At 69.5% G+C, this 25,116-nt stretch carries 14 protein-coding genes and 1 pseudogene; 7 read left to right on the top strand and 8 right to left on the bottom strand.

Annotated features, from left to right (window positions below; all coding sequences use genetic code 11):
* From ADL08_RS38265 to ADL08_RS18640, 3 genes and pseudogenes are all read right to left on the bottom strand, one after another.
* Positions 1-617, bottom strand: a pseudogene (locus tag ADL08_RS38265) (hypothetical protein); the annotation flags it as partial.
* Between the two features lie 481 nt (positions 618-1,098).
* Positions 1,099-2,079 (bottom strand): hypothetical protein, encoded by a 981-nt coding sequence (locus ADL08_RS18645; RefSeq protein ID WP_159043092.1) that lies wholly within the window; start codon positions 2,077-2,079, stop codon positions 1,099-1,101.
* A complete protein-coding gene (locus ADL08_RS18640; protein ID WP_007387413.1) occupies positions 2,045-2,308 on the bottom strand; it encodes a hypothetical protein in 264 nt (87 codons plus the stop codon). Before ADL08_RS18640 ends, ADL08_RS18645 begins: the two co-directional genes overlap by 35 nt.
* A gap of 565 nt (positions 2,309-2,873) precedes the next feature.
* On the opposite strand from ADL08_RS18640, the gene ADL08_RS18635 reads away from it, so the two are divergent.
* From ADL08_RS18635 to ADL08_RS37230, 5 genes are all read left to right on the top strand, one after another.
* Positions 2,874-3,407 (top strand): hypothetical protein, encoded by a 534-nt coding sequence (locus ADL08_RS18635; protein ID WP_234352185.1) that lies wholly within the window; start codon positions 2,874-2,876, stop codon positions 3,405-3,407.
* Positions 3,404-5,470 carry a DEAD/DEAH box helicase family protein gene (locus tag ADL08_RS18630; protein WP_053644359.1) on the top strand — a complete coding sequence of 689 codons (2,067 nt, stop codon included), beginning with the start codon at positions 3,404-3,406 and terminating at the stop codon, positions 5,468-5,470. Before ADL08_RS18635 ends, ADL08_RS18630 begins: the two co-directional genes overlap by 4 nt.
* Positions 5,460-8,180 (top strand): TerD family protein, encoded by a 2,721-nt coding sequence (locus ADL08_RS18625; RefSeq protein ID WP_053644357.1) that lies wholly within the window; start codon positions 5,460-5,462, stop codon positions 8,178-8,180. Before ADL08_RS18630 ends, ADL08_RS18625 begins: the two co-directional genes overlap by 11 nt.
* A 242-nt stretch (positions 8,181-8,422) precedes the next feature.
* Entirely contained in the window at positions 8,423-13,687 is a 5,265-nt protein-coding gene (locus tag ADL08_RS18620) for an AAA family ATPase (protein WP_053644355.1), read from the top strand.
* Positions 13,684-14,859, top strand: a complete 1,176-nt coding sequence (locus tag ADL08_RS37230; protein WP_146610753.1) for a hypothetical protein — start codon at positions 13,684-13,686, stop codon at positions 14,857-14,859. The genes ADL08_RS18620 and ADL08_RS37230 overlap by 4 nt, the downstream gene beginning before the upstream one ends.
* A gap of 63 nt (positions 14,860-14,922) precedes the next feature.
* On the opposite strand, the gene ADL08_RS18605 is transcribed toward ADL08_RS37230, so the two are convergent.
* Genes ADL08_RS18605 through ADL08_RS18585 form a run of 5 tightly spaced genes read right to left on the bottom strand, consistent with a single transcriptional unit; the run spans position 14,923 to position 20,122 of the window.
* Complete coding sequence (locus ADL08_RS18605; RefSeq protein WP_199837036.1) at positions 14,923-16,287, bottom strand: ATP-binding protein; 1,365 nt, start codon at positions 16,285-16,287, stop codon at positions 14,923-14,925.
* On the bottom strand, positions 16,284-17,786 hold the full coding sequence (locus ADL08_RS18600) for a hypothetical protein (RefSeq protein ID WP_053644349.1): 1,503 nt from the start codon (positions 17,784-17,786) through the stop codon (positions 16,284-16,286). The genes ADL08_RS18605 and ADL08_RS18600 overlap by 4 nt, the downstream gene beginning before the upstream one ends.
* Positions 17,783-18,919: a hypothetical protein gene (locus ADL08_RS18595; RefSeq protein ID WP_199837035.1), complete on the bottom strand. Its 1,137-nt coding sequence runs from the start codon at positions 18,917-18,919 to the stop codon at positions 17,783-17,785. Before ADL08_RS18595 ends, ADL08_RS18600 begins: the two co-directional genes overlap by 4 nt.
* A gap of 56 nt (positions 18,920-18,975) precedes the next feature.
* A complete protein-coding gene (locus ADL08_RS18590) occupies positions 18,976-19,815 on the bottom strand; it encodes a hypothetical protein (RefSeq protein ID WP_053644345.1) in 840 nt (279 codons plus the stop codon).
* 16 nt (positions 19,816-19,831) lie between these two features.
* On the bottom strand, positions 19,832-20,122 hold the full coding sequence (locus ADL08_RS18585; protein WP_053644343.1) for a hypothetical protein: 291 nt from the start codon (positions 20,120-20,122) through the stop codon (positions 19,832-19,834).
* Positions 20,123-20,247: 125 nt separating this feature from the next.
* On the opposite strand from ADL08_RS18585, the gene ADL08_RS18580 reads away from it, so the two are divergent.
* Complete coding sequence (locus ADL08_RS18580) at positions 20,248-21,492, top strand: metallophosphoesterase family protein (protein ID WP_063885313.1); 1,245 nt, start codon at positions 20,248-20,250, stop codon at positions 21,490-21,492.
* Positions 21,489-24,701, top strand: a complete 3,213-nt coding sequence (locus ADL08_RS18575) for an AAA family ATPase (protein ID WP_053644339.1) — start codon at positions 21,489-21,491, stop codon at positions 24,699-24,701. Before ADL08_RS18580 ends, ADL08_RS18575 begins: the two co-directional genes overlap by 4 nt.
* Positions 24,702-25,116 lie beyond the last annotated feature (415 nt).

Here is a 25,116-nt window from a genome sequence, read left to right as displayed (position 1 = left end):
GGTGCAGGCGTGTCCTGGGCTGCTGGTGTCGGTTCCGGCTGTGGTTCCGAGGGCGTGGTGGGTGCAGCGGCCGCTTCGGCAGGAGGAGTGGTCGGTGCGGGCGCGAGGTCTTTCGCGGCCTCGACTTCGGCTTCGGCTGTTGTGGTCGGGAGGGGGGTCTGGACTGCTTGCGGGGGTGTTGTGGCGGAGTCCGGGGCTGCTGCTGCAGCCGGAGCCGCTGTGTCGGGTGCTGGCTCGGCTTGAAGTGCGGGCGGGGTGGGGGTGCCGTCCGCGGCTGCGGCAAGCAGGACGGCGACGGGGGTCTTGTGGCGGCACAGCACCTGAGGGTGGCCCTCGGCGCCGTACTGGATCAGATCCCCCAGCTTTTTGCGGGCGTCCACGAAGCTGTGGGTGGGGGCTTGGGTGAGGTCCCAGCCCAGTTCGGTTGCATGGGCGGGCGTGGTGAGCAGTGCATGGTGCGGACCACGCGTCAGGGGTGTGGGGTGCCCTTGGATGGCGGCGTTGATCAGCTGCTTGAGTGTGCTGCGGGCCTCGTGCAGCGTCGCCGGGCCAGTGCGCGTCAGGGCGTGTGGTGTTTCCGCGTCAGGGGCGGCGGAGGTTGTTCCCCGCTCGGACAACGGGCCCTCAGCTGACTCGGGTTGACTGTCATCGCCGTGTCGGCGGCTAGCGTCTTCGGAGGCTGTCTTGGCCGCTGAGGATGGTGTGGGAGGCGTGGGAAAACTCAATGGCCAGTTGCCCGCCCAGCGCGGAGCCTGGTCGGACGGCTCCTGTGAGGCTGCAGGCGGAGCGGTGTGGGCGGGGTTGCTCGGCACGGCAGCGCCGGAAGACGCCTCACCGGCCGTGCGGGATGAACGTGAGGAGGACACCCGGGGACTCCAAGAGCAAGTGGCAAGCGGATCGCAAGGGGAAGGTCGGGCAGTTGGCTCGGCAGCGGCCGCCTCTGCGAAACGACCGCGCCGCTAAAAATGTAACGTCACCCACCAGTCTAGCCGACGTTACATAATATTCGCCCCGGAATTACGTAACGCTGGGGTTGGTGTCGTGGGTGATCAGGCCGGTCCTGCCCGGGAGGATGGCAGGCAGGTGGTTCGGGAGGTGTCAGGCGTGATCAGCACCGTGCCCCGTGGGGGTGGCGGGCTCTACCAATGCCTTCAGCTGGGCACGGAAGGCGGCCTGCTCACCGGCCCATGCTTGCCTCTGGGCCTCGCCCTCCGGCTCGTCGTAGTCCTCATACAGCCAGATGTCCGAGGACTGCTGCTGGAACGCCCTCTCGCGCATCCGTTCCTCGTAGTCCTCGTACGTCTCGTCCGGATGGATCTGCCCGGTACGGCGCTTGATCTCCTCGTCGCGCTCACGGCGTTCGAGGTACTCCTGCACGGCCGGGTCGGCGTCGGCGCACGCGTACCCTCTGCCTCGCTGGGGCGGCTCGGGCGGTCGCCGGCGGTCCTCGATGCGGTCGAGGACCGCGTGCCACTGTGCGGCGTCCGCCACGCTCACGTCGAAGGCTTTCAGGAGCGCGGCCAACTGCTCGCGGCCGGGCAGGACCTTCCCGATGAGGATCAGGTGGGCTGTCGAACGCGGTACACGGTGCCCGTCGGCCTTGGTCGCCTTCTCGATGGCGCGGTAAGAGGGCCGGCCGGCCCTCAGGCGCAGCCGCGTCAGTTCCTGGCCCAGGGAGGCGGGGGTGCGGACCTGCCGGGTCCGTCGGCCGCGACCGGCCAGGTGTGGGCGGGCCTTCTCGGTTGCAGCTGCCTTCCACAGGCTCAGGGCTGACGCTTCTCGCCTCTGCGTGGAGTGGCTGCCGAGGTCGCCGGCAGCGCGGGCGTAGGCGAGGACGGTCTCGAGCGGGGGCAGGTGGGTGCCGCGGGCGGCCTGGCTGAGGGTGGAGGCTCCGCGGTACCCGGGCGCGCCCGGTGGGCCGGTGCGCTCGGACAGGGTGGCGTAGGTGGTACGGGTGTCGTCCTTGAGCTGGCGCAGGTAGACGGCCAGGGCCCGCAGCCGGGGGCTGGTGCCGGCGGCGACAGGTTTGGTGGGGCGGCCCATGTCACCGGCTGCGGCGGCGGGAGGGCTTGGCGACATCGCTGGAGCGGCGGCCGGTGATCAGGTCGGCCACTGCGGCGGCCACCACGACCAGCGCGGCCGGGACGGGCCGGTTGCCGGCGGCCAGTCCGGCCGATGCCAGGACGACCACGACGATGACCACGACCTCGGGGATGCCCAGCCGACTCGGCTGGGTGCGGGCAGGGAGGTGGCTGGCGCAGAACGCCGGCGGCTCGGGGCTGGCGGCGGGCAGGGGAAGGGCGGACATGAGCAGCTCCAGGAAGGTAGGGGTGAGGTCCCCAACCCGGTTGATTCGGGAAGGGATTGGTGCGAGGCGTATCCCGCCGTCGATGCCTCAAGGTTCCCTCGCCGACGCTCTCAAGGCCAGCCTGATCGGCGCCCGTTCAGGCTGACGTGTTCACCGTCGTGAAACGCAGGTACGTCGTTCGTCCCTGGTCAGGCCACCTGGAAAATCGGGTTGACCCGAAATCGTCCAGGGCTTGCACCGTCCCTGGTACAGCTGGCCGAGAGGTGTGTGAAGCGAAATTCCCGACTCCGGACACGAGGTCGAGTGGGCGACAAGGGCGTCTGGTTCCCGTTCTTCGGCCGGCGGCAGTCGGCCCGGGTGGGTGACGGAGAGCGGAGTACATATCCGCTTTCGGGGTGCAGAGAGAGTGTGGCTGCGACAATGAAGTACCGCAGGGGGCGGGTGGGGCGACTTCGCTGTAGGTGAGGGTGCCGGCCTCTTTTTTGTGTGAAGGGGGAACGTGGGGGCGTGGTTTGAGCGCATGGCGGCTGTCCCTGGCCTTGCCTTTGCCGGGAGCCCGGGTGTCATGCGGGAGGCGCTGCCGGGCGCAGGGGTTCGTCCGGACGAGTCGTACGGCTCGCCGATGTGGTCGACCGCCGAGGGGAGTACGTCTGCGACACCGGCCAGCCGGCATGTGCCGTTCGACGCGCGCGGCGCTGAGCTGATCGCCCGTGTCTGGGAGGCGCTGGAGCTTCCGGGCTCGGCCAGGGACTACCACTTTGTTCTGCAGAGCGCGGTCGATCGACTGTGGAGTACACGTCGTGCGGAGCCTGGGGCCCTCGCCGCGCTTGAGGTGTTCGCCCTGCTGGACCTGGAGTTGATGGAAGCAACCCCGCACGCCGTGTCCTTCGACACCACTGATGCTCCGGCGGCGTTTGTGCGGGTGTCCTCGGTGCCACGGTTGATCGGCCTGCTGGAGCGCGAGGGCGCCTTCGCGGAAGCACTTGAGCTGGCGCGGCGGTTGGCCCGTTTCGGGCAGGGCGAGGATGTGGCGGCCCGGCTGTCGGAGAAAGCTCAGGCGCTGGTTGCCGAGGCTGCGGCACAGGGTGGATCGTCATGAGTGCGGGCCTGGAGCGACTGATCCCGGCTGCCTCCTACTTGGAGGAAGCGTTCTTGCGGTGGGTGCTCACGCCGGCCGTGGACGCGTCGATCGTTGCGCGGATCCGCAGTCAGCACCCGGTCACCGTCAACGAGCGCGCTTACCGGCTGGACTACCTGATCGCGGGTGAGGCGCTGCAGTTGGCCGTCGAGCTCGACGGGTTCGCCTTCCACAGTGACCGGGCCGCGTTCACCTACGACCGGCTGCGACAGAACGATCTGGCCGCGACCGGCCTGACCATTCTGCGGTTCTCCTACGATGCGGTGCGTACGGACACGGCGCGCTGTGTGGCCCAGTTGCAGGCGATGCTGAGGCAGGATCCGCTCCTGGCGCCGCTGGTGACTGCCGTGCCTCGCATCGGGATCCCGGACATGGCTGGCGATCCGATGCGGGCCGCCGATCCGCCTGGCGGTGCCGAACTGCCTTCAGGCGGGGCGTACTTCGCCGGTGAGCGGGCCAGGGTGGACCGGGCGCCGCTGCGGGAGTGCCAGGACGAGGCGTTGGCCTCGTTGGCGAACTACTACGCCTCCGGCGGCCGGCATGCGGCTGCGGTGATGGCGGTGGGGTCGGGCAAGACGGCCCTGGGGGTGGCGGCCGCGTTGTCGTTCAGTCGACGGCGGGCGCTGGTGGTGACCCCGGGCTCGGTCATCCGCGGCACCTTCGCCAAGGCCCTCGATCCGGGGATACCGGGCAACGTCCTGTATGGGCTGGCGGGCGGGCCGCTGCTGCCCGGTGCCCGTCCGCCGGCCACGCTCGTCCTGGACGCGGACGACGGGCAGATCAGCCAGGTCAGCCGTGAGCGGCTCCTGGCTGCGGACATCCTGGTCACCAACTTCCATGCGCTGGGCACGGGCGACAGTGACGGGGACCTGCTGGCCAAGCTGGAGGCGGAGGACATCGACTTCATCGTCGTCGACGAGGCGCACATCGCGGCCAGCGCCTCCTACCAGCGGCTGTTCGCCCACTTCCAGGGTGCGCGCACACTGCTGATGTCGGCGTGCTTCCAGCGTTTGGACGGCAAGCCGATCGACGCCGATGTCGTCTACCGCTACCGGCTGGTCGACTCCGTCGCGGACGGGTCGGCGAAGAACCTGCGGGTGCACCGGTTCGCTCCCGAGGTGGCGTCGACGGTGTATGAGGCGGTGTGGCCGGACGGGCGGCGCGAGCAGATCGTGGGCCGTGATGCTTTGCTGGCCACGCTGGGCGACGAGCGGAAGATGGCACGCATCACCGCACAGTCCGAGGCGCCGATCCGCCAGGTGATGGCCGTGACGCGGGCGTGTCTGGATGCACAGGCCAAGCTGCTGGCGCCCGTGAAGCCGAGGGTGCTGTTCGCGGCGATGGGCCAGGCGCATGCTGAACAGATCGCGCGGATCGCCGAGGAGTACGGGATCCCCAGTGCCACGCTGCACCACAGCATGCCCGCCTCCGCGATCGCCTCCACCCGGCGGCGCTTCGAGTCCGACGCCGGGGATCTGCAGGGCATCGTGCAGCTGCGGATGCTCGGCCAGGGCTACGACTTCCCGCCCATCACCGTGGTCGTACCGCTGCGCCCCTATGGCAGCTTCGGCGAGTTCTACCAGTTCGTCGGCCGCGGTGTCCGCGTCCTGCGCCAGACCGCGGTGGCTGCCGACCAGCAGTACCTGGACGTGGTCTGCCATGCCGAACTCGGCCTGGAGGAGCATCTGGAGGCCATGTGCGCGGACAACGACATGGATCCCGCTGTGCTCCTGGATGTCCCGCTGATCGACGCCACCACCATGGAAGGGGATCTCCCCGGCCCCGGCGGCGCCGCGGAGGGGGCCGGCGGGGGTCTGGGCGGTGTGGACGCGTTCGTGCTGTACGAGCGCGGACGCGTCGAGCAGCGCGTGGTGCACGAGCTGGACCGTGTGGAGGCCCGAAGAACGGAGCGGGAGATGCAGCTGATGGCCCAGCGCTACGCCGTCTATGCGCAGAACACCGCTGCGCCGGTGCCGTTTGAGCAGTTCGTCGAAACCATGCGGAGGCTGACCGGTGGCCAGTGACCCGACACGCTGGTGGCAGCCGGCCGTGGAATGCAGTCCCGAGCAGGCGCTCACCCTGGAGCGGGCGGCCGGGCAGCAGCAACGGTTCGCCGACATCGACGCCCTGGCGGCCAGGCTGCTGGCCGCAGGGTTCGCCGGACGGCCGGTGGCCACCGTCGTCCCCGGCCGAGGACGCCACACGCCGGACACCGCCAAGGTGACGGCCCTCACCCGGGAAGAGGAAGTCTTCTGCGTCAACGCCTTCGGGGTCCAGGAGCAGCAGCGGCTCGGGGCGTGGTACCTGCCCCAGAAACTCTCGGTCAAGGCAGGGGCAGTCAATCTGCCGTATCTGCTGCGGGAACGCCCTGGCCACGCTCTGACGCTGGCCGCCGATGAGACCGCCCGCCTCACCGCTGTGGAGGACTGGGACACGGTGCTGCTGTGGGCGCTGCTGGTGCCGCTGTTCGAGACACTGCTTCAGCCCATCCGGCTGCGGGCGGCAGGAGAGATCTTCCCTCGCACAGAACAGCAGCGGTTCTGGACACTCATCGAGGAGCGTTACCGGCTGCTGGGCATCGACGAGAGCGCGCTGGAAGCCTTCCGCTTCGGCGGCGGCTGGCACCAGCTGGACCGTGTGGGACAGCAGCAGGCCCGCCTTCGTTTGCTGGACACCCTTGCCGCCGCCGACCTCGTGCAGCTTGCGGCACGTCACCGGATCCAGCGGTTGCAAGGGCTGATGGCTGGTTTCGCCAAGAAGGCCAGGACGGGAACAGCCCTGGCGCGCCGGGTGCTCACCAAAGAGCTGCAGCCGGTCGTCTCCGCGTACTTCGGGGGCGACTGGCTGGCTGTGCTGGATTACCTTCAGGCTCCCCCTCACCCGGATGAGGAGATCATCACCGCTCTGCCCGAGCCTCGTCTGTACGTCGGCATGGCCACGCAGACGGCCGGCATGGCTGCCGAGGCGGGCATCGCGGAGGACGAGGTCCATGCGATGCTCGCGGCCTTCCTCGGCGGCGGCAGTTCTCTGTCTCCGGTGGAGGAGCGGGCTGCGGCCCTGCGCGGCTGGTGGGCGGGCTTCGACCAGGCGCATGCCGGCCAGTCACGGGGAATGCCGTCGTTGTGGGGGCTGGTCGATCAGGATCTAATGAGTCTGAACCGGACCGAGCAGGGGTACACCCCTCAGTTGTACCGGCAGCGTCTGCCCGCCGATGTCTTGGAACGGGTGGGGCGGCTGTGGGAGACGGTGACGCTTGCTCGGTATCCCGGCAGCATCGTCAGCAACCCGCGCCCGCACCAGACCATGGCCGAAGCCCTCGGTCCCGCGGCCGAGTTCTGGCACGGCGTGGGCCTGACCGCCTGGTTCGTGTGCGAAGGTCCCTACTCCCGCACCACCTTGGACCGTGTCGACCGCTACTACAGCAGGCCGCTGGCCGCCCTGCGCGCGGCCGGATGCCCGGTCGACAGCGCCTTCTTCCGCGAACTGCAAGCCGCCGAACAACTCCTGGGGCCGGAGGAGGAGATCACGGACAGCGAGGACAGTACGGTCGAGACCCCGTACGGGCAGGTGACGTTCACCTCCAGCATGAGTCACGGCGCCCGCCGGGACGGCTTCGAGCGGGTACGGGATCTCATCACACGGCACCGGCGGGCCTGGGCCGAGCAGTATCTCGGTGCCTACGTGGAGGGCCGCTGGCGCTCCCAGTTGGAGGAGGTCGCCCACCAGCATCACCGCTTCGTCGCCGCCAAGGGGCGTCCCCCCACCCTGCCCCAGTTCGCGCGGTTCGCGACCACGGCAGCCAACCACTGGACGGGCGGCGACCTGGGGGCGCTGTACACGGCCATCGGCGAGCCGACGCCATCCCAACAGGAGCGGCCTACCCGCCTACTGACTGAGGACGGCTACGACTTCGCCCGCCGGGTGTACCAGGAGCTGGGCGGCAAGCCCGTCGACCACGACACCTGGGTGAACAACCCGGAAGAAACCCAACGGCAGTGGCAGCTCAGCCGCCTGGCCACCGAGAGCCTGCGCCACCTCCAGCTGCAGGAAGCACTCGGGCAGCCGCCGACCGCCAAGGAGTTCGGCGCCCAGCGTCTGACCTGGCCCTGGCCAGGCGAGGAAACCGAAGGCTGGCCCATCCTCGAGCGCGTCCTTGCAACGCTGACCCGTGCCAGCCTGGCCCCGGCCACTACCCGCTCCCCCACCAGCCCGCTACCCGGCGAGGAGAGCGGCACCCTGCAACTGCGGACGAGGGGAGCCAACGCAGCCATCCGCACCGAGCCGACGACGGTCCGCGTCACCTGCACCGGCGCACCCGTTGACGTGTCCGCTGTACTCCTCACCCGCAACGGCAAGGTACGCAGCGACCACGACCTCGTCTTCTACAACCACCCCAGTCACGACGGGGTCAGCGTCGGCGGGGACACCGTCACCGCCGACCTGGGCCTCATCCCTGACGACATCGCAACCATCGCCGTCATCGTCAGCATCGACCTCGAGGCCCAACCCGCCGCAGTCTTCGACCATCACACCCAGTGGCAAGCAGACATCACCCAGCCCTCCCGCACCCAACTGGCCTTCACACCTGACCCCTTCTCCTCGGGTGAGACCGTCACCATCGCGGTGGAGCTCTATCGCCACACGACCGGATGGAAGGCCCGTGCCGTCGGGCAGGGCTACGACACCGGGCTGGCGGGCCTGGCCACCGACTACGGCATCGACGTCGAAGCCTGACGCCCCCTGTCTGGTACGCGAAGCCGTCGACGACCAGGTAAGTGCGGCCGCCGCCGCCGTCGATCTCGCGTGCGAGAGCCGCTGCTGGTGCCCAACCTTCCAGGTGTTCCTGCGCCAGCTGGATCTTGCGCACACGATCTCTCCTTGGGTGTCCGTTCCGTCCCGGTACGTCAGGGAGGTTAGAGTGACCGCGACGCGCACCATGGGGGGTGCCAAGTGAGCAAGGCACGCTGGAGGTGAGCATGGGGCTGCGCCCGACACACCTTGGCTACGCTTACCAGGACCTGCTCACCGCGCTGCGACTGGTGGACCTGGCGGTGGGACGTGCGAATTCCCTGCTGGTCGACACAAAGATGTTCACCGGCGACCGATTCGATGACATCACGTGCGAGTGGAGCACCGGCAGCCGCGAGCGGCTGCAGATTAAGCACACGGATTATGACCGCGCGTTGTCGCTGGAGAGTTTTACAAAGGACAAGCGAGGCCTACGCCTGGATCTGCTCTTCTCCTCCATGGACCACGACTTCACCTCGGATCCGGGTTCCTCGCACCGCCTCGTGGTGCGCGACATGCAGCCGGAGGATCCCGAGCTGACCCGGGTGCTGCGCCCGGTCCACGCCAGCACCGATCCCGGGCCTGCACTGCACGGCCTGAGCAGCAAACGGTTCCGTTTCGACGCCGCTGCGCTGCGTGCACACGCTCCGTGGAAGGAGATGCTCGCCCAGGTCAGTGATGACCTGCTCAACCGCGCTTGCGCATCCCTGGTCGTCGACACGGATCTTCCGGCGTGTTCGCTCAACATCCGCGAGCCCGGGCCAGCCGAGGCGGCCTTGCTGCACCGCATCACCGAAGAACTCGGTGCCGGACGGCCGCCGAACCGGCATCGCACACCCGAGGAGGTGGCGCTGGCCCTGATCGAGGCGGCCAAAGCGGCGCGCAGCCGGGCGGGGACCGTGATGGTCGAGGACCTGCTTCCTCGTCTGAGTCTGGAAGTCGACTTCGGAGCGGTCCGTGAGGGGCACCCCGTGGACCGTGCCACAGAGGTGAGACGTCCTACGGTGCTCACGGGCGTGGTCGCGGCCGTGAAGGACGCTGCGCAGCAGGGGGGTGTCGTGGTGGTCACCGGCGCTCCCGGCATCGGCAAGTCGTGGTTGTGTGAGCAGCTCGGGGATGCGCTGCGGGAGACATGGCTGGCGGTGAGGCATCACTGCTGGCTCGGTGCCGCGGACATCGACCGTGAGCAGCGTGTGCTGACCGAGGTCGTGATCGGCAGCCTGCTGAAGCAGCTGGGGACGGCCGTTCCAGAGGCGCTGGCGCAGGTCAGGCCACGCTACGCGGCCACGCCGGAGACCCTCACGGCCGCGGTCACTGCCGCGCGCGGCCTGGCACCGGACCGGCCGATCGCGCTGATCGTGGACGGTATCGACCATGTCAGCCGGGTTCTTGGATCCACCACCGGCAGCGCCTTTCGTCCGCGGGTGGACCCGGCGGCCTCTCTGGTCACGGACCTCTCCGCCCTGGAACTGCCGCCCGGTGTCGTGCTCGTCCTGGCCAGTCAGCCCGGCCCTCACCTCGAGGCCGTCGACGCCGGTGCCTCCCGTCTCACCGTTGCCCCGCTCAACCGCGCCGAACTGCATGCTCTGGCGGACCGCCTGGGCGTGCTGACGGCCCTGGCGTCCTCCCCTGCCGGTGAGGGGCTCGATCCCGCTGCGCGGGCGAGGACCGCGGTCGCACTGATCGAGGAGCGCTCTCGAGGCAACGCCCTGTACGCCACGTATTTGTGCCGGCAGGCCATTGGTCCTGCCCCGGGCCTGGGAGCGGCGCCGGCGCCGGATGGTGCCGGCGATCCTCTGGAAAGGTTGCGGACGGTGCCGTCGTCGGCGCACGACCTCGACGACTACTACGCCTATCTGCTGGCCGGTCTGACCCCCGGACAGCGCTCTGCTGTCAGCATGCTCGCAGTCTGCGACTTCGCTGTGAGTGCATCGGAGCTCGAGGAAATTTTCCCGCTGCCCGGAATGCAACTCGGTGCCGCGCTGAACAGCGTGGCACCAATCGTCGCGCAACAGCCGGGCATCGGCGGACTGAAGATCCATCATGAGAGCTTCAGCCGCTTCATCCGCCGGGTCGATGGCGACGACACGTGGGTCGATCAGGTCCGGTCCCAGGCCGCCGACTGGTTGTCCCAACGGGGCTTCTTCACCGATCCCCGCGCGTTCCGGCACCTGCCCGAACTGCTGGCCGCACTGGGGCGCGATGACGAACTCGCTCTGCTAATCGAACCCGATTTCCTCACCCGCGCGATTGCCGGGCTGCAGCCGCCTCAGGCCATCGTCCACACTCTGACCGTTGCCGCGCGGCGTGCGGCGGTCCGCAACGACTGGCCCACACTGGTGCGCTGCGTCGAACTGAGCCGGGCGCGGGCGACGTATGAGGACGAAGGCCTGCCAGGTTCCCTGGTGCCGTATGCGGATGTGCTGGTGGCGCTGGTGGGAGCCGACCGCGTGGCGGCAAGCCTGATGTACGAGGGTGCGACCACGTTGGCGGCGCGGTGGGGCCTGCAGCTGTGTGCGGCGGTCGACCGGGCCGGCTGTGCCGCCCCGTGGGAGGCGTACCTCACGGCCTGGGACAAGGCACGCAAGGATGAGCGTGTCCACTACGGATCCGAGAGCGATGAGTCGGTGTTCCTGGCGGAGTTGCGCGGACGGATCCGGTTGCCAGCCCGGGCTGCTGACGATGTCGAGCTCGGGCAGGCCCCGCGTACGCTCGCGCAGCGGGTCGCCCGGTTCCTCGACCAGGAGGCTCTGACCTCGCCTGAGGATGCGCTGGGTGTGCTGTTGGACTGTCTGGGTCCAGACCCGTTGCTCGAGAGCGCGGAGCTCATCGAGCAGCCCGACCGGCGCGCGGCCCTTTTGCTGCACCTTGCGGACGCCCATGGCACGGCGGGCGGCGCGCTGCCGTCTGCCCGCACGCTGGCCACCGCGGCCTGGGCCAGCGGGCCGTGCGACCCGCGGCGCCTGCTCCGCCATGGTGTGGCAGTGTCGGACCTTGCCGAGGAGCTCTTTTCCGGGGACATCGCCGCGGTTCTCGCGAAAGCAACACAGGATGTACTGACCGATCGTGCCAGTGGCCTGTCCGGCCCGGTGAACAGGTGGCTGACACTGCTGGCCGTGGCCCATGCAGCCGATCCGCAGGCGCCCGCCCGACTGCTCCCCCTCCTGGACGGCGATGGCTTCTACCGTGCCTGGCTGCGCTTCACCCTTGCCACCGTCGGCCTGCACCGCGACGTCGAGGCGGGCATCCTCACAGCCGAAACCGCGACTGCCACCGTGCGTGTCGCGCTCGAACAACTTGCCCAGCATGCAAACGCGTTCACGGGCAGCCCCCGGGCTTGCGATCTTGCGGACATCCACCGGCAGGTGCGGCAGGTGTTGCACGACGCCGTCGCCCTGCTGCGCGGCGATGATGTCGCTGTGGGCATCGCCTTCCTGCAAGCCGTCAGCGAGGGCACCACCACCTCTCTCATGGGCATGGCCGGAACCGGCCCGCTGATCACCACGGAGCTGGTGTCCCTGCTCGCCGGGAGCGTCGGTCAGGCAGGGGCCGACGTCGTGCACGAGCTCATGCGCACGTTGCGCGGAGCGCAAGCCGAGCGCCGTGCTCTGTATGCGGAGGACGCCGACTTCGAGCTTGAGATGGCCCGTGTGAGTCTCGCCTGCGACGACCCGCACGAGGCGCAGCGGTGCTGGGAGCGTGCCGCCCGCTACATGGGGGCCTATGGCGGTCACAAGGACATCACCATCGAGGAGCTGCTGGATCCGCTGCCTCAGCTCATGCAGGCCGATCCCGTCCAGGCGCAGGTGCGTCTGGCGCGTACGCAGCCTCTTGTCCATCTCGTCGCGGACTGCACCGACGGGCGGGGCACGGCGGGAACGCCGCAGGAGTGGTGGCGTTCCCTTGCGCGCCTGGATCCGCGGGGTGCCGCGCAGTTGGGCGCCCAGGTGCTGCTGGCCGAGTCCGGGCTGCCCGATGGCCGGGTAAGCGCGGCCCACCGGCAGCTGCTGGCCACGCAGGCTGACACGGCCGACCCCGTCGTCCTGGCCGCGCTCCGCATCGCCGCTGGACCCGATGGCCGCAGTATCCGGCAGGACGTTGCTCTGCTCACCAGGCTTGCTGACCTGCCCGGCGACGACGCGGCCCGCGCATCGCGTCTCCTGCCGGTGCTGGCCAATGCAATCACCTCCACCTACGACGACCAGACACTGATCGCCGCATCGCAGGCTGCCGGGGACGAGCCCACTTCTGCGCTGCGCACAGCAGCACAGCGTTGTGGCGGTGAGGGCGGCTTGCCCTGGGCGCCCCGCCCCGTGCCCAACAACACCTCACGTGACTGGTTCGGCCCCGAGAAGCACCCCACCACAGCCGCGTATCTGCACGCCCAGCAGCGCCCGACGCTGCCCGTAGGTGCTGCTGGCGCGCTTGCTGCGGTCCGTGACCGCACCAGCAAGGCATACGATGCCCCCTCGGGCCCACGGTGGTCGAGGGATGCCCTGGCCAATGCGGTCGGGTGGCGGCTCTTGGAGGTCATCGACGGTCAGGGAGCAGACGCAGCCGCCCAGTTCCTGCACCGGATCGCCGACGAGATGAACGCCTCCAACCCTCTTGAGCTGCTGGCCGACCTCGCCTCGGGGCTCCGCTTGCGCCAGGACAGCGATCCTGGTGTTTTCGGCCCTCTCGCCGCCACGGCGGGCATGCTCGCCTACACCAAGATGCGAGGCGGCGGCGGATGGCGTTCCTTCGGCGGCAATGACCGGCTGGATCTGTGGCAGCAGGCGCACTACGCGGACCCGGCCACCGCAGCCCGCAACCTCGCAGACCAGGTGGCCCAGGCCGTCGCCGAGGCGTCCTACAGCCGCACTATCGGTGTCAGCCTGGCCCTGGTCTCGGCGTTCGCTGTTCAGCCCCCGCTCGCTTCACCCCCGGCTGTCAGCGCTTTCGCCTGCTGGGATGCGGCGTATGGCGTCATCGCCCACCGTCTGCCGGGCCGTGCCCGTCTCGGCCAGGGTGCCTACCACCCGGTGCCGGAGCAGGCGACCCAGCACGACATCGACACCGCACTGTGCGAACTTGCGTTGGCCACGATTGCCCTGCCCGAACGCGGCGACAAGCGCCGCGCCCTGATCGCAGCGACGGTTCTGCTGGCCAGCCGTTCCGGCCAGGCGCAGGCAGCCCTGGCACGCGTCCTCTCCTTCGACCTCGGAGCTGGCCCCCCGACCTGGCTCCTGACCGTCCTACAAGGACACCTGCCCGACGGACCTCTGGATGCCGCCCTTCTCGAACAGCTCGTCACGCTGTGCGGCAGTGACGTGCTGTCCGTCCGTGCCGATGCGTCCGCCATCCTGGCCCGCGCTGGCCACCAGGCGCCCGCCCCTGCGGCAACGGCAGCTCATCCGACACTCGCACGCGCCATCGCCGCCGCCCTCTCCCCCAGCGAGGACAGCGCATGAACAACCCTCGGGAGTTCGCAACCCACCTCGTCGACCACTACCTGGGCGACCGCCTAAACGCCGCCGGCAGTCCGGCCGGGCTCCGCGAGACCGTCATCGATCTCGTGATCGATGCTCTTCCGGACGTCGAGACGCTCATGCGCATGCAGCTGGACCTTCTGACCAATGGACGCCGCAGCCAGCTTCCCGACGCCTATCTCGCCGACCAGGCCGCCGCCGAAGACGCCCTGCAACGCGCTGCCGCCGGCCTGCGTGCCGCGCTTGCCCAAGCGGGACATCTCGGCAACGCCCAGAATTTCGAACGCGGCGCGGCCGCGCGACTGCGCGATGACCCCCGCGCGGCCCTGCGTGCCGAATTCGCCCGCATTCCCCGCCCTCTGACTCGTCCCGAGGCCCTGGCGTGGTCGCTTGATCCAGCACCGTGGTTCAGTGAGAGCCATCAAGCGGACAAGCCCTGGCCGCCTTCCGGCTTCGCTTCGGTCGCGGGCCTGCGGTCCCTGCCGGGAAACGCCATGGCCTTTGCTCGCGTGGATGAAGGTCCGCACGAGGGCTGGGTGCAGATCGGCTTGTTCGAGCGGCAGCGCACTCCTGCACGCCGATACCCGGATCAGCCCGCCCGCCAACTGCAGATCGCCGTCGGCCTGGAGGCCCTCGACGACGACCCGCCGCCCGGCACACTACCCGCCTGCCAGGCCCCCTGGCAGCTGTGGACCAGCCCGTGGCGGCGCCTGGGACTCGGCCTTACAACCGAGTTAGCAGCCGAGCACATCAGTGCCGCAGACCAGGCCTTGACGGCCCTCACTGACGCTGGAACCGCTGGCCTGATCGATACGCCTCGCCCTCGCACCCTGAGCGGCCTCGGCCTGCCCGTCTACGTACTCGCACCCGCAGCCAGCGTCGTGGCCGCACTCGGCCTTGAACCCACAGAGGGAATCTGCGGGTTCAGCCTCAGCGACGCCACCGGTGAGGCAATGATCTGCCGCCAGTGGCACGGCCGCCTCGTCCACGACGGAAACTACGAACCACTCCTGCCCGCGGTCGCGGGAGCTGATCTACTCATCCGGCCCGACCTGTTCGCCCGGCTGCACGACACGATCGGCGCCGCGCGCTGCCGAGCCGGCGTCAACGTCCACCACGAATCAGCCGACGACACCCTCGACGACGAGGACTGAGGGCGCCCCAGCGACGACGCTCCCATCAACCCGCCTTCATGTGGCAGGCGTGCGGCGACCTATTCATCCGCGCCAGCGACGGGGCTGTGCCTGAGCGTAGATGGTGTGCTGGGTCAGGTGGGCGAGGACTGCGTGATTAGCCTCCCAGCCGTCGGCGACCTTGGAGGCGGCTCCGGGGTGTGCGGGATCGTTGGAGGGGTGGGCGTCGAGGAGTTCGGCGATGCCGGCGCGGGCCACGACGATGCAGGCGTGGCGGTGGCGTGAGGTGAGGACGCACAGGCGGCCGGCTTCCAGGTGGAAGGTGGAGGCGTCGCCGCGGCCGGAGAGGGGGTGCAGGACGATGGTGACGCGGAATTCGCAGCCTTGGAGCCGGTTGGCGGTGTCGACGGTGACGCCGTGCAGTTGGGGGTAGTGGCGGGCCAGGAGCGCGCGGATGTCGTGAGCCTGGCTGCGGTGGGCGGTGCCGATGGCGATGTCACCGGGCTGCAGGGCGTGCCCCTGGGGGGTTTCCTCGCAGGTGGTGATGGCGCGTCGGGTCAGCAGCCGGTCGGCGATGCCGAGGGTGGTCTGGAAGGCTTCGATGTCGCGCTGGCCGGTGATGCGGGCCGGTAGTTCGAACAGTGCCCATCCGGTTCGGGCGGCGTGCTCGATGACCTCGTCGGTGGGGGTGCGGATGTCGAGAGGGGAGAACGTGAGGGTTCGGTCGGCTTCACTGCTTCCGGCGTGGAAGGTCGTGGAGGGGTAGAAGGCGTTGCTGATCGGGGGGACGGCTGAGGGCGGCAGGCGCCAGGACACGGGCAGTGAGTGGACGGGCAGGTCGCGGTTGTTGGCGAGCAGGACGGCGACCGCGCTGTTCATGGGGTCGTGGGACAGGCCTTGGAAGCGGTCGGTTGCGACCTCGGAAAAGGGGTCGAGTTGGCCGGGGTCTCCGACGAAGAGGGCCCGTTCGAAGATGCCGGCGGTCCACAAAAGCGTGTCGGAGCGCATCTGGTAGGCCTCGTCGATGATCGCCCATGGCCATCGGCGGTCGGTGACCGTGGCCCATTTCATGGCGGTTCCCACGATGACGTCGGCCGTCTTTTCGAGGGCTTCGATGCGGGTGCCGATGCGGATGCCGGGATGTGCCTGCAGGTCGTGCGGGACTGTGTAATCCGTTGCGGTGAGCCGGGCGGTTCTCAGGTGCGGGTGGTGCCGGGCGAATCGCCGCACGAGGTGGTCGACCTGGCTGTTGGTCTGGGCGATGACGGGGCAGGGGGTGCTGGATTGCGCGAGGGTGTCGGCGGCTCGGGCGACCAGGGTGGATTTGCCAGCGCCGGGCGGGGAGTCCACGACGAGTCCGCGGTGGGTGAGCGTGGGCAGTTGCTCCAGGACGGCGCGGGCGGCCTGGTCCATCTGCTGCTGCGGCGACTGCCGGTGAGGCGGTGTCACTGTTCTTCCTCGCCCTCGCCCTCGTTGCTGTGGTCCGGCTGGTCGGCGGGAGGCCCGCCGTGGGTCCAGGGTGTCTGCTCTCGTGCGGGGAATTCAGGCATCCGGTAGGGGGCGGGTGCGATGGTGAATACGAGGAAGGCGCCGGCGTCGGGCAGGACGGCGTGGTTGGGGCGGTCCATGGTGCCCATGCCGGCGGTGATCTCAAGTTCGACGAGAGTGTCGCCGTCGGCCGGGGTGACCTCGCAGATCTTGTAGCGGGCGCTGCGGTAGGTGTGGCAGGCCAGGAGCTGACCGGGTTCCATCGGCACGGGGTCCGGGGTGGACACGGTGAGCCGGGGCCGCCATTGGGTACGTCCACTGGGGCCGCGCAGGGTGTGTTCCGCGTCGATGGTGGTGACGGTGCCGCCGAAGGCTTTGCCGGTGGTGCGCAGTTCTGCCCGTACGAAGGGGTCTTCGGCGGTGCGTTCGGCGGCGAAGGCGACGGCTGCGTGTTCCATGCGGGCCAGGCGGACGGCGGCGGCAACGGCATTGTCGCGGGCCGGACGGGGGCGTCCGTCCTGGGTCAGGTAGGTGCATTCGTCGGTGAATAAGGTGCGTTCGTGGTCCCAGCGGCGTGCAGTGCTCTTGGCTTCGGGGAGGGCCTGCAGGAGCGTGTAGGCCTGCCACATCAAATCCCAGGTGGGCTGCAGGTAGGTGGCCAGCAGACGGTCGAGTTCTTGCAGGGTGCGGGGCTGCTCCTGGTCCAAGGCCCGGCGGCGGGCGCGGGCATAGGCGTCGAACAGGGGCGCCAGGTGGTCGTTGTCGAAGGGGGCGTCGGTGGCTGGTCCCGCCGGACGGTGGGTGGCCGGGTCTTCTGCCTCCAGTGCGGCGTCGCGTCCCGAGGCTGCGTGGCGGGGCGGGTCGATCCAGGCCAGCAGGGTGGCCAGGTCCTCGTCCTCGAGGGGGCTTTGGCCGCTGATCCAGTGCATGCCGAGGAAACTGGTCATGGGGATGAGGGCGGCTGAGCCGGGGAGGTCGGCGCGGTCGGTGAGATAGGTGAGCCAGTGTCCCAGGCACTGGACGGCCCGGGAGCCGGGAGCCTGGTCGTCGACGCTGCGGAACCTCAGGTCGTCTCCGAGGTCTTTCAGGTGCTGCACGGTCTGGGGGTTGGGGACGAGGATCTGGGGGGCGTCGGTGTAGCGCCAGCGTGCCGGCTTGTTGTTGGTGGCGGGCAGGTGTTCGCGGTGCCGCTGGCAGGCGTTGATGTAGGCGGTGACCGTGTCTGCCAGGGCAGCGAGCATGGGGCCGGTGCTGCCCGAGGGCGGCGCGACCAGGAGCTGGGGGCGGTGCGGGTCGGTGCCCAGCATGACGGCCAGCGGTCGTGCGGCGGGGCCGGTTTGCTTCAGCGCCAGCAGCATCAGCGGCTGGTCGCTGAGGTGGAGGTGGCGCAGTTGGCTGGCGCGTTGGGCGTTGCCGGTGTGGGCGGCGCGCATCCGAAGGAGGGAGGTGAGCTGGATCATGCGGTGTCCGTGTGGAGGTCTGCGTGGATGCGCTGTGCGTGGCGCAGGGCCTGGGTGATGTCTTGCTGGTCCCGTGAGGGGTGCATGCGTCCGTCAGCGAGGTCCAGGGCTTTGGCGATGGTGTCGATTCCCGCGAGGTCGTCGCGGACTGAGGTGCCCAGGGCAGCGGTCCTGCCCTGGTTGAGGGCCTCGGTGCGGCAGTGAAAGGACAGGTCGCAGTGGTGGCGGCAGCCAGGGGTGTAGTGCGGCCGCACGGTGACGAGTGCGGCAACGAGTTCACCGCGGGGCCGGGTCGGTCTCTGGTCGGGGCCGGGCGCCAGGTCGAAGGTGGTGCCCGGGGGAAGGTTGTCCAGCAGTCCGGGCAGGCGCCTCAGCCTGCCGAGGTGGCGGCTCAGGTTCTTGATCTGCTTGTGCGCGCTGAAGGGCGTGGCGGTGGGGTGGCGGGTGAAGTTGCGCGGGTTGACCAGGATCACGGTGTCGGAGACACGGTCTGGCGGGAGGCCGTCGCCGGCGAGGAGTTCCCGCAGAGCCAGGACGTAGGCGGCGGCCTGGGTCAGTGCTGCGGTGGCCTTGACGGGGTCGGGCTGTCCGTGGATGACGGGGAAGGATTTGATCTCAACGACGTGGAAGACCCCGTCGAGCTGGAAGGCGATGACGTCGGGCTCGAGGTAGACCTGGTGGCCGGCGACGGTCAGACGCAGTACGGGGTGGTCGAGCAGGGTGCGGGGGTCCGACCTGCGGTGTGCTGCGCTGAGGATGAGGGAGCGGGTGCGGGCGTGGCGTAGTTGCGGGGAAGACTTGTCGTCATCGCTGCCGACGCTGTTGACGTCCTCGTAGGACACCTCGGGCAGGGTCAGGCCCAGGGCTTTGCGGAGCAGCGGCACCAGGGGGGCTCCGGCCTGGGCGGTGACCTTGCGCTCGAAGGCGATGCCGTAGTCGAGGGCGAGCTGGGATTTTCTCAGCGGCCGCGGGAGGTCCAGATGGGCGGCGAGGGCGTCTTTGTCGATGCCGGCCGCGTCCAGCAGGGAGCGGCGGTCGCAGCTCGGGTTGGCGGTCAGCGCCGCCAGGGTGCGTGCGTTGTGCGGGATGGGCGGGGCGGTTCCGCGCAATGCGCCCAGTCGTGCGTCGAGCAAGCTCACTGTTTTCCTTGGCGGGACAGGGCACAGCTGTGCTGGTTGCAGGGGTGGGTTTACGAAGTACGGCGCAGTCGGGCGGTGTTGCGCAGGATATTGCCGAAGATCTGCTCCGCGTCGCCGAGTTGCTGGCGTGCCCGCTGGGCCGCTTCGGCGCGGGTGTCGGCGTCGTCGTCGGCGTGGATCGCCAGTTCCGCTGCGGCGGCCCGGCGCAGCGCGTCCAGGTCGAGCGGGCCCCGGGGGGTGTCGCCGTGGATGTTGCGGCTGTAGTGCAGCAGGAGCTGTTGGACGGGCTGCGGCATCCCGGCCTCGCCGGCGAGGTGTTCGGCGGCGTCCGCGAGCCGCAGGGCCGATGTGAGGAAGTGGACGCGCTGGGTGAGCGGTCCCACCAGGCGCTGCTCCAGTGGCCAGGTGCTCAGGGCGAGCAGCGCGCGGGCCGGTGAGAGAAGGTCGGAGGTCAGCGCGGGGCAGATGTAGTAGGCGCGGCCGTAGGGGGCGGAGCGGAAGGAGCGTTCCTCGTCGCGGCGCAGGGTGGTCATGCGTGCCGTGTTCAGCGGGCTGGAGAAGAACGCCTGGTGGACCTGGCTGAGCAGTTTGGGCGAGGCGGGGACGGTGAGGAGGGCCAGCGCCTGGTGGACCTGGTCGCGTACGGGCACGCCCTGGTTCGGCTCGACGACTGCCAGCGCGGGCTCGGGCCGGATCTCTGGCTGGACCTCCGGCTGGGCCACCTCCGGGACATCGCTGAGCCCGCACAGCACGTTCCAGGCGTGCCGGGTGCGTGTCAGCTCCTCACCCAGGACGTTCACTTGGGCGTTGTCCTGTTGTGTGAGCGCCTGCCGGAGCGCCTCTTGCAGCTGTTGCATGCGCTTCTCGAGTGCGACCAGATGCTCGTCCATACCCGCATGCTAGCAGTCACTCGGGGCTTCCAGTTTTACTCCAGGTATTTGCGAAGAGCGGCATGTGAGGGGCCCGGTCGCGCAGGGGTGCGTCCCGGTGGGGTTCGGTGACCGTCGGCGCGGACTCCGGCCGGACCGCGTCCGGGGCGGCACTGAGCCCGCACAGAACATCCCAGGCATGTTGAGTGCGTGTCAATTCCGCACCCAGAAGGCGCACTTGGCAAGTATCGTGTTGCGTGAGCGCCTGCCGGACCGCCTCCTGCAGTTGCTGCATGCGCTCCTCGAGAGCGATCAGATGCTCGTCCATGCCGGGATGCTAGCAGTCACTCGGGACGCCCAGTTTTGCTCCAGTTATTTTGGTGTACAGTCCCGGGCTCATAAGGCACCACCGGTGCCCTCCTACGCCTCGCTTCCAGAAGGGCGCATGAAGGCATGAGCAGACTGCTCCACACCTCCGACTGGCATCTGGGCCACATCCTGCACGGGCATCCACGCGATGAGGACTTCGATGCAGTCCTGGCCGAGATTGTGGCCATCGCCCGGGAGAGCCAGCCGGACCTGATCGTCCACAGCGGCGATCTGTTCCACTCCTCCCGTCCCACCGTCCGGGACATGTTCCGCGCAATGCGCGCCCTGCGCGAACTCGCCGCCATCGCCCCCACCGTGGTCGTGGCCGGCAACCACGACTCCCCCCACTACCTGGAGTTCCTCCACTTCGTGAGCGGTCCCTCCTGCGGCCGGGGCCTGTTCTTCGTCGACCGGCTCCGCCCGGCACACGACGGGGGCGTGATGACCTTCGAGGCCTGCGGCGGTGAGCAGCGCATCCGGCTGGCTGTCCTGCCCTTCGTGCACCCGAACCGGTTCTGGCGGCGCGATTCCACCTCCGGCACGACGTATGCCGACTACGCCGAGGCGATGCGCGGCCTGCAGGGGGAACTGACGGAGGCCTTGCACGAGGGGTACGACCCCGACCGGGACATTCTGCTGTTCACGGCCCACGTGTTCGTCAAAGGCGCCAGGACCTCCCCGAGCGAACGGGCCGTGGACGAGGCCTTCGAGACCCCTCCCGAAGATCTTCCGGTGGTGTCATACGCCGCTCTCGGACACATCCACCGCCCGCAGGCCATCGAGGGCCTGAAGTTCGCCGCCCGCTACGCGGGCAGCCCGCTGGCCATGGACTTCGGTGAAGCCGACGAGACCAAGAGCGTCGTGATCGTCGACGCCGACCCGGGGCGGCCGGTGCGGGTGCTGCCGCGCCGGCTCTCCAGCGGCCGGCGGCTGACCCACTTCACCGGACCCCTCGAGGAACTGAAGGCCGCGGCCGACCAGTACGACGGGACCTTCCTCAAACCGGTGATCACCGGCGAGGAGCCCGACGGGCTCCTCAGCCAGAAGATCGCCGAGATCGTCCCGAACGCGATCCTCATCAACCCGGCCCCGGCCCGGGAAGATGCCGCCGGCGCCGTCCTGGACGGTGACCTGGGCGATGAGCCGGAACTCCCCGACGCGTTCCGGGCCTACCTGGCCCGTGAGGGAGTGGACGCAGATGCCGCGGAGTCGACCGTCACAGCCTTCCTCCACCTGCTCAACGAACTCGACGACGAGACGCTGACCCCGGTCCCGGCCGAGGAACAGCTGCGCGCCGCGCTGGAAAATCCCTGGAAGGAGGCGTCGTGAAGCCCTTGCAGCTCACCCTCACGGGCGTGCGCAGCTACGCCGGCACCTGCAGCATCGACTTCACCGGCAAGCGCCTGCTCGCCATCCTGGGCAACACCGGCGTGGGCAAGTCCACCATCCTCGAGGCGATCATCTTCGCCCTGTACGGGACGTGTTCGTGGTCCAAGGACCCCAAGGCCGCCTACGAGCTGATCGGCAAGGGATGCCCCAGCATGGACGTGGCGTTCGAGTTCTCGGCGAACGGCCGCGAGTGGAGTGTGCGCCGCACCCTGCATGCGGAAGGCAAGAAGGGGCCGCAGGCCGTGCTCGAGCCCCTGGCCGATGACAGCGCCGACTTGCGGGTCGACGGCAAGTCCGCGGTGACGCAGGCGGTGACCCGGATCATCGGGCTGGACTGGGACGGCTTTGTCAGCACGGTCCTGCTGCGCCAGGGGAAGTTCGACGCCCTCCTCAAGGCCCCCAGGGCCATGCGTGCCGACATCCTGCGGCACATCTTCGGCATCAACGAGCTCGAGCGTGTACGCAAACGGGCCGGCGTGCGACTGGAGCGCCTGAATACGCAGATCACCGAGGGAACCAGGGCCCGTGCGCTTCTCCTGCCGGATCCTCATGCTGCCGCTTCCCAGGCGCTGCTGGATCTGGAACGCACCCGGGGTATCGCGGCCCGCCGGCGCGAGCGACTGGATGCGCTGCGCGCGGCCCAGAGCCGGGCCGTCGAGCACAAGCACCGCAAGACGGGCTTGGACAAAGCGGCGCGGCTGCTGCGTGAGCGCGCTGTTGCGGATTCGAGCATCACGATGGCCGCGCTGGCGCGGAAGAAGAGGGAACTCGATACCGAGGCAGCAGAGCAGGAGACCACCGGACGCGACTTGGCCGCGAAGCTGGAGGCGGCGCAGGGCGCGCTGGATACGGCCGCACAGGCCGGTGACACGCTCCGCTCCCTGTCCAGCGCGTTCGCTGTCCTGTCCCGCCTGCCGGAGCGTGCAGCCGGCCTGGACGCCGTCGAACAGCGGCTGAAGCAGGAGCAGCTTCAGCACGACGAGCACGAACAGGAGCACACGCAGGCACGACAGGAACTGGAAGAGCACGAGCAGCGCAACGCGGCCCTCGTCGAGGCCGCCGGCCGGGCCGAGCGCATGGTGAGCGAGGCGCGCACGCACACCGACCAGGTCCAGGAGGCCGTCCGGGCAGCGCTGCAGGAGGCCAACGCCGCGGCCGGGCATCTGCAGACACAGCGCACGACGCTCGAGACGGTGGAGGAACAGCGCGGCCACAGCGCCGGCCTGGAGAGCGAGCTGAAGAAGCTGCGCGGCGCTCTGGAAGCGGCCCAGGACGACCTCGCAGCGCTGCAGCGCAGGGAGGCGGCCCACGCGGCGGGTGCCGGTCTGGCACCCGGGGACGCCTGCACGGTGTGCACCCAGCCCGTCCCCAGCGACTTCGCTCCCCCGCCGCTGTTGGACGGCAAGGCACTTACTCAGGCCAAACGCAAGGTCACCACACGCTCGAACGCCGTCGAAGCGGCGGTGGAGGCCAAGGCTGAAGCGGCCGCCCAGCTGAAGGGAACCGAGCGGAAGGTCGAAAAGCACCGCCGCGGACACCTGGCCGCCCGCGAGCGCATGGACGCGGCGCTGCTCCAGGTGCAGGAGCTGGTGGATGCGGTACACCCGGCCGGTGCTCCCGCCACGGCCACCGCCCTGGACGCGCTGGGCCGGCAGACGACGGCTCAGGTGCATGCCCTCGCCGAGGGCGAACCAGTAAGCCGGGCGCAGATCACCCGTGCGGTCAAAGCACTTACCCAGCCGCTGCGCGACGCAGAGGGTGAGGCCCTCGCGGCCCACACAAGCGCCCAGGCGCAGTTGGGGGCGGCGCAGGCCGAGAACGAGGCGGCCCGGGCCGAGCTCAAGCGTCAGCGCGGCCGCCTGCAGCGTGAACGCAAACGGCTGGACAAGACCCGGCTGCAGTACGAGACCGAGCTGGCGAGTGTGCTGACGGAGGTCAGCGAACTGCCGCCCTCCATCCGCCCCGCCCAGCCCTCCCCATCACAACTGCCCTCCCTGCAGGACATCGCCTCCGCTAAGGAGGCGGCCGGCCAGCGCCTCGAACGGCTCGAGCAAAGGACACTGGAGCGTGACGACGCCCAGAAGGCCCTCACGCTGCACAGCGAAAACCTGCAGGCCCTGGACGCACGCCGCCGGCGCACCGTCGAGACCCCCACACGCAAGCTCATCAAACAGCTGGAGCGCTGGGCGGACACGGCCACCGATGCCACAGGTCTTCTCGAGGCCGAGGCGTCCCCCGACCTGCCTCCCGTTCCGGACGCAGGCGACCTGGCCGCCGTCGACACCTACTGCATGGCCCTCACCTCGCTGCATCAGCGTCTGACCGGCACTCTCGGGCAGGCCGCTCAGCACGCCGATGACGAGGTCCGCGCATTCGAGAAGGAGCTGATCCGCCAAGCCGGCGCCACCGCCGACGAGACGGACCCGGACCCCGGCTTCCCGGTGCCCGAGAAGAGCGACCTGCTCGCCCCCGCCGTCCTCGACCCGCTCAGCCGCAAGACCATCCAAGCCGAAGGCGCGCACGAGACGGCCAAGGCCGATCTGCGCACCGCACAGTCCCAAATCCCCTACGCCGACGCGCTGGGCTCCGCCCTCGAAGCCGCCAGCCGGCAGGCCGCGGTGTGGAAGAGCGTGAGCGACCAGCTCACCGACGGGAAGTTCCTCACCTATCTCACCGATCAGCGCACCCATGCGCTGCTCAGGCACGGCAGCAGGATCCTCCGGCAGATCTCCATGGGTGACTACGCATTCACCGATGACTTCCAGATCCTTGAACGCGCCACCAATCACGCGCGCGACCCGGAGACCCTCTCCGGCGGAGAGACCTTCCAGAGCTCCCTCGCGCTGGCGCTGGCGCTCGTCGAACTCCACAACACCAGCCACAACAAGCTGGAAAGCCTGTTCCTGGACGAAGGTTTCGGCTCTCTGGACAACATCCGCCTGGGCGACACCCTCGCCGTCCTGAGCGACAGCGTGGCCCAGGACAAGAGGGTCATCCTCATCAGCCACCTGTTCCCGGTGGCCGAGGTCGTCGACAACGTCCTACTTATCAACAAAACCGGCCAGGGCTCCACGGCCGCCTGGCTCACACCGCAACAACGCACCGCAGCCATCCACGACGGGATCCAGCGCCTGCTGGAAAACACCTGAGCAGTACCAAACCGGCCACCACAGTCGCCGAGGAGCCCATCTCCCAGTCCCCGAACAGCCTCTTCGGGCGCCGGTGGCTCCGCGTTGCGGTGACCGGCAGGCCCGGTACTTCCTTCCCGGCGCATCACAGGGCGCCCCTGCATGCCTGCGGCCGGCGCTGACAAGAACTGGCTCAGCGCCGACCGCAGCCGTCCACCCGACGGCGCCGCAGCAGGGCGGCCGGGCCGGGTCCTCCCCGGTATCCCGGCGCACGAGTGCTCCTCGGGCAGCCGGGCTGTGAGGAACACGCCCCCTTCCTGGCGAAGGTGCTGATGCTCGCACCCGGCGCTGGCTGACGGCTGGGCAGTGCCCGCCTCCCCTGGCATGACGCCGCCTCACAGCCCTGGCGACGGCCCAGGGGCCGCCCGCACCGTCC

The organism is Streptomyces sp. NRRL F-6492 (genome assembly GCF_001280125.1).
GTDB lineage: Bacteria > Actinomycetota > Actinomycetes > Streptomycetales > Streptomycetaceae > Streptomyces.
This window is presented reverse-complemented; position numbering and strand designations above follow the sequence as displayed.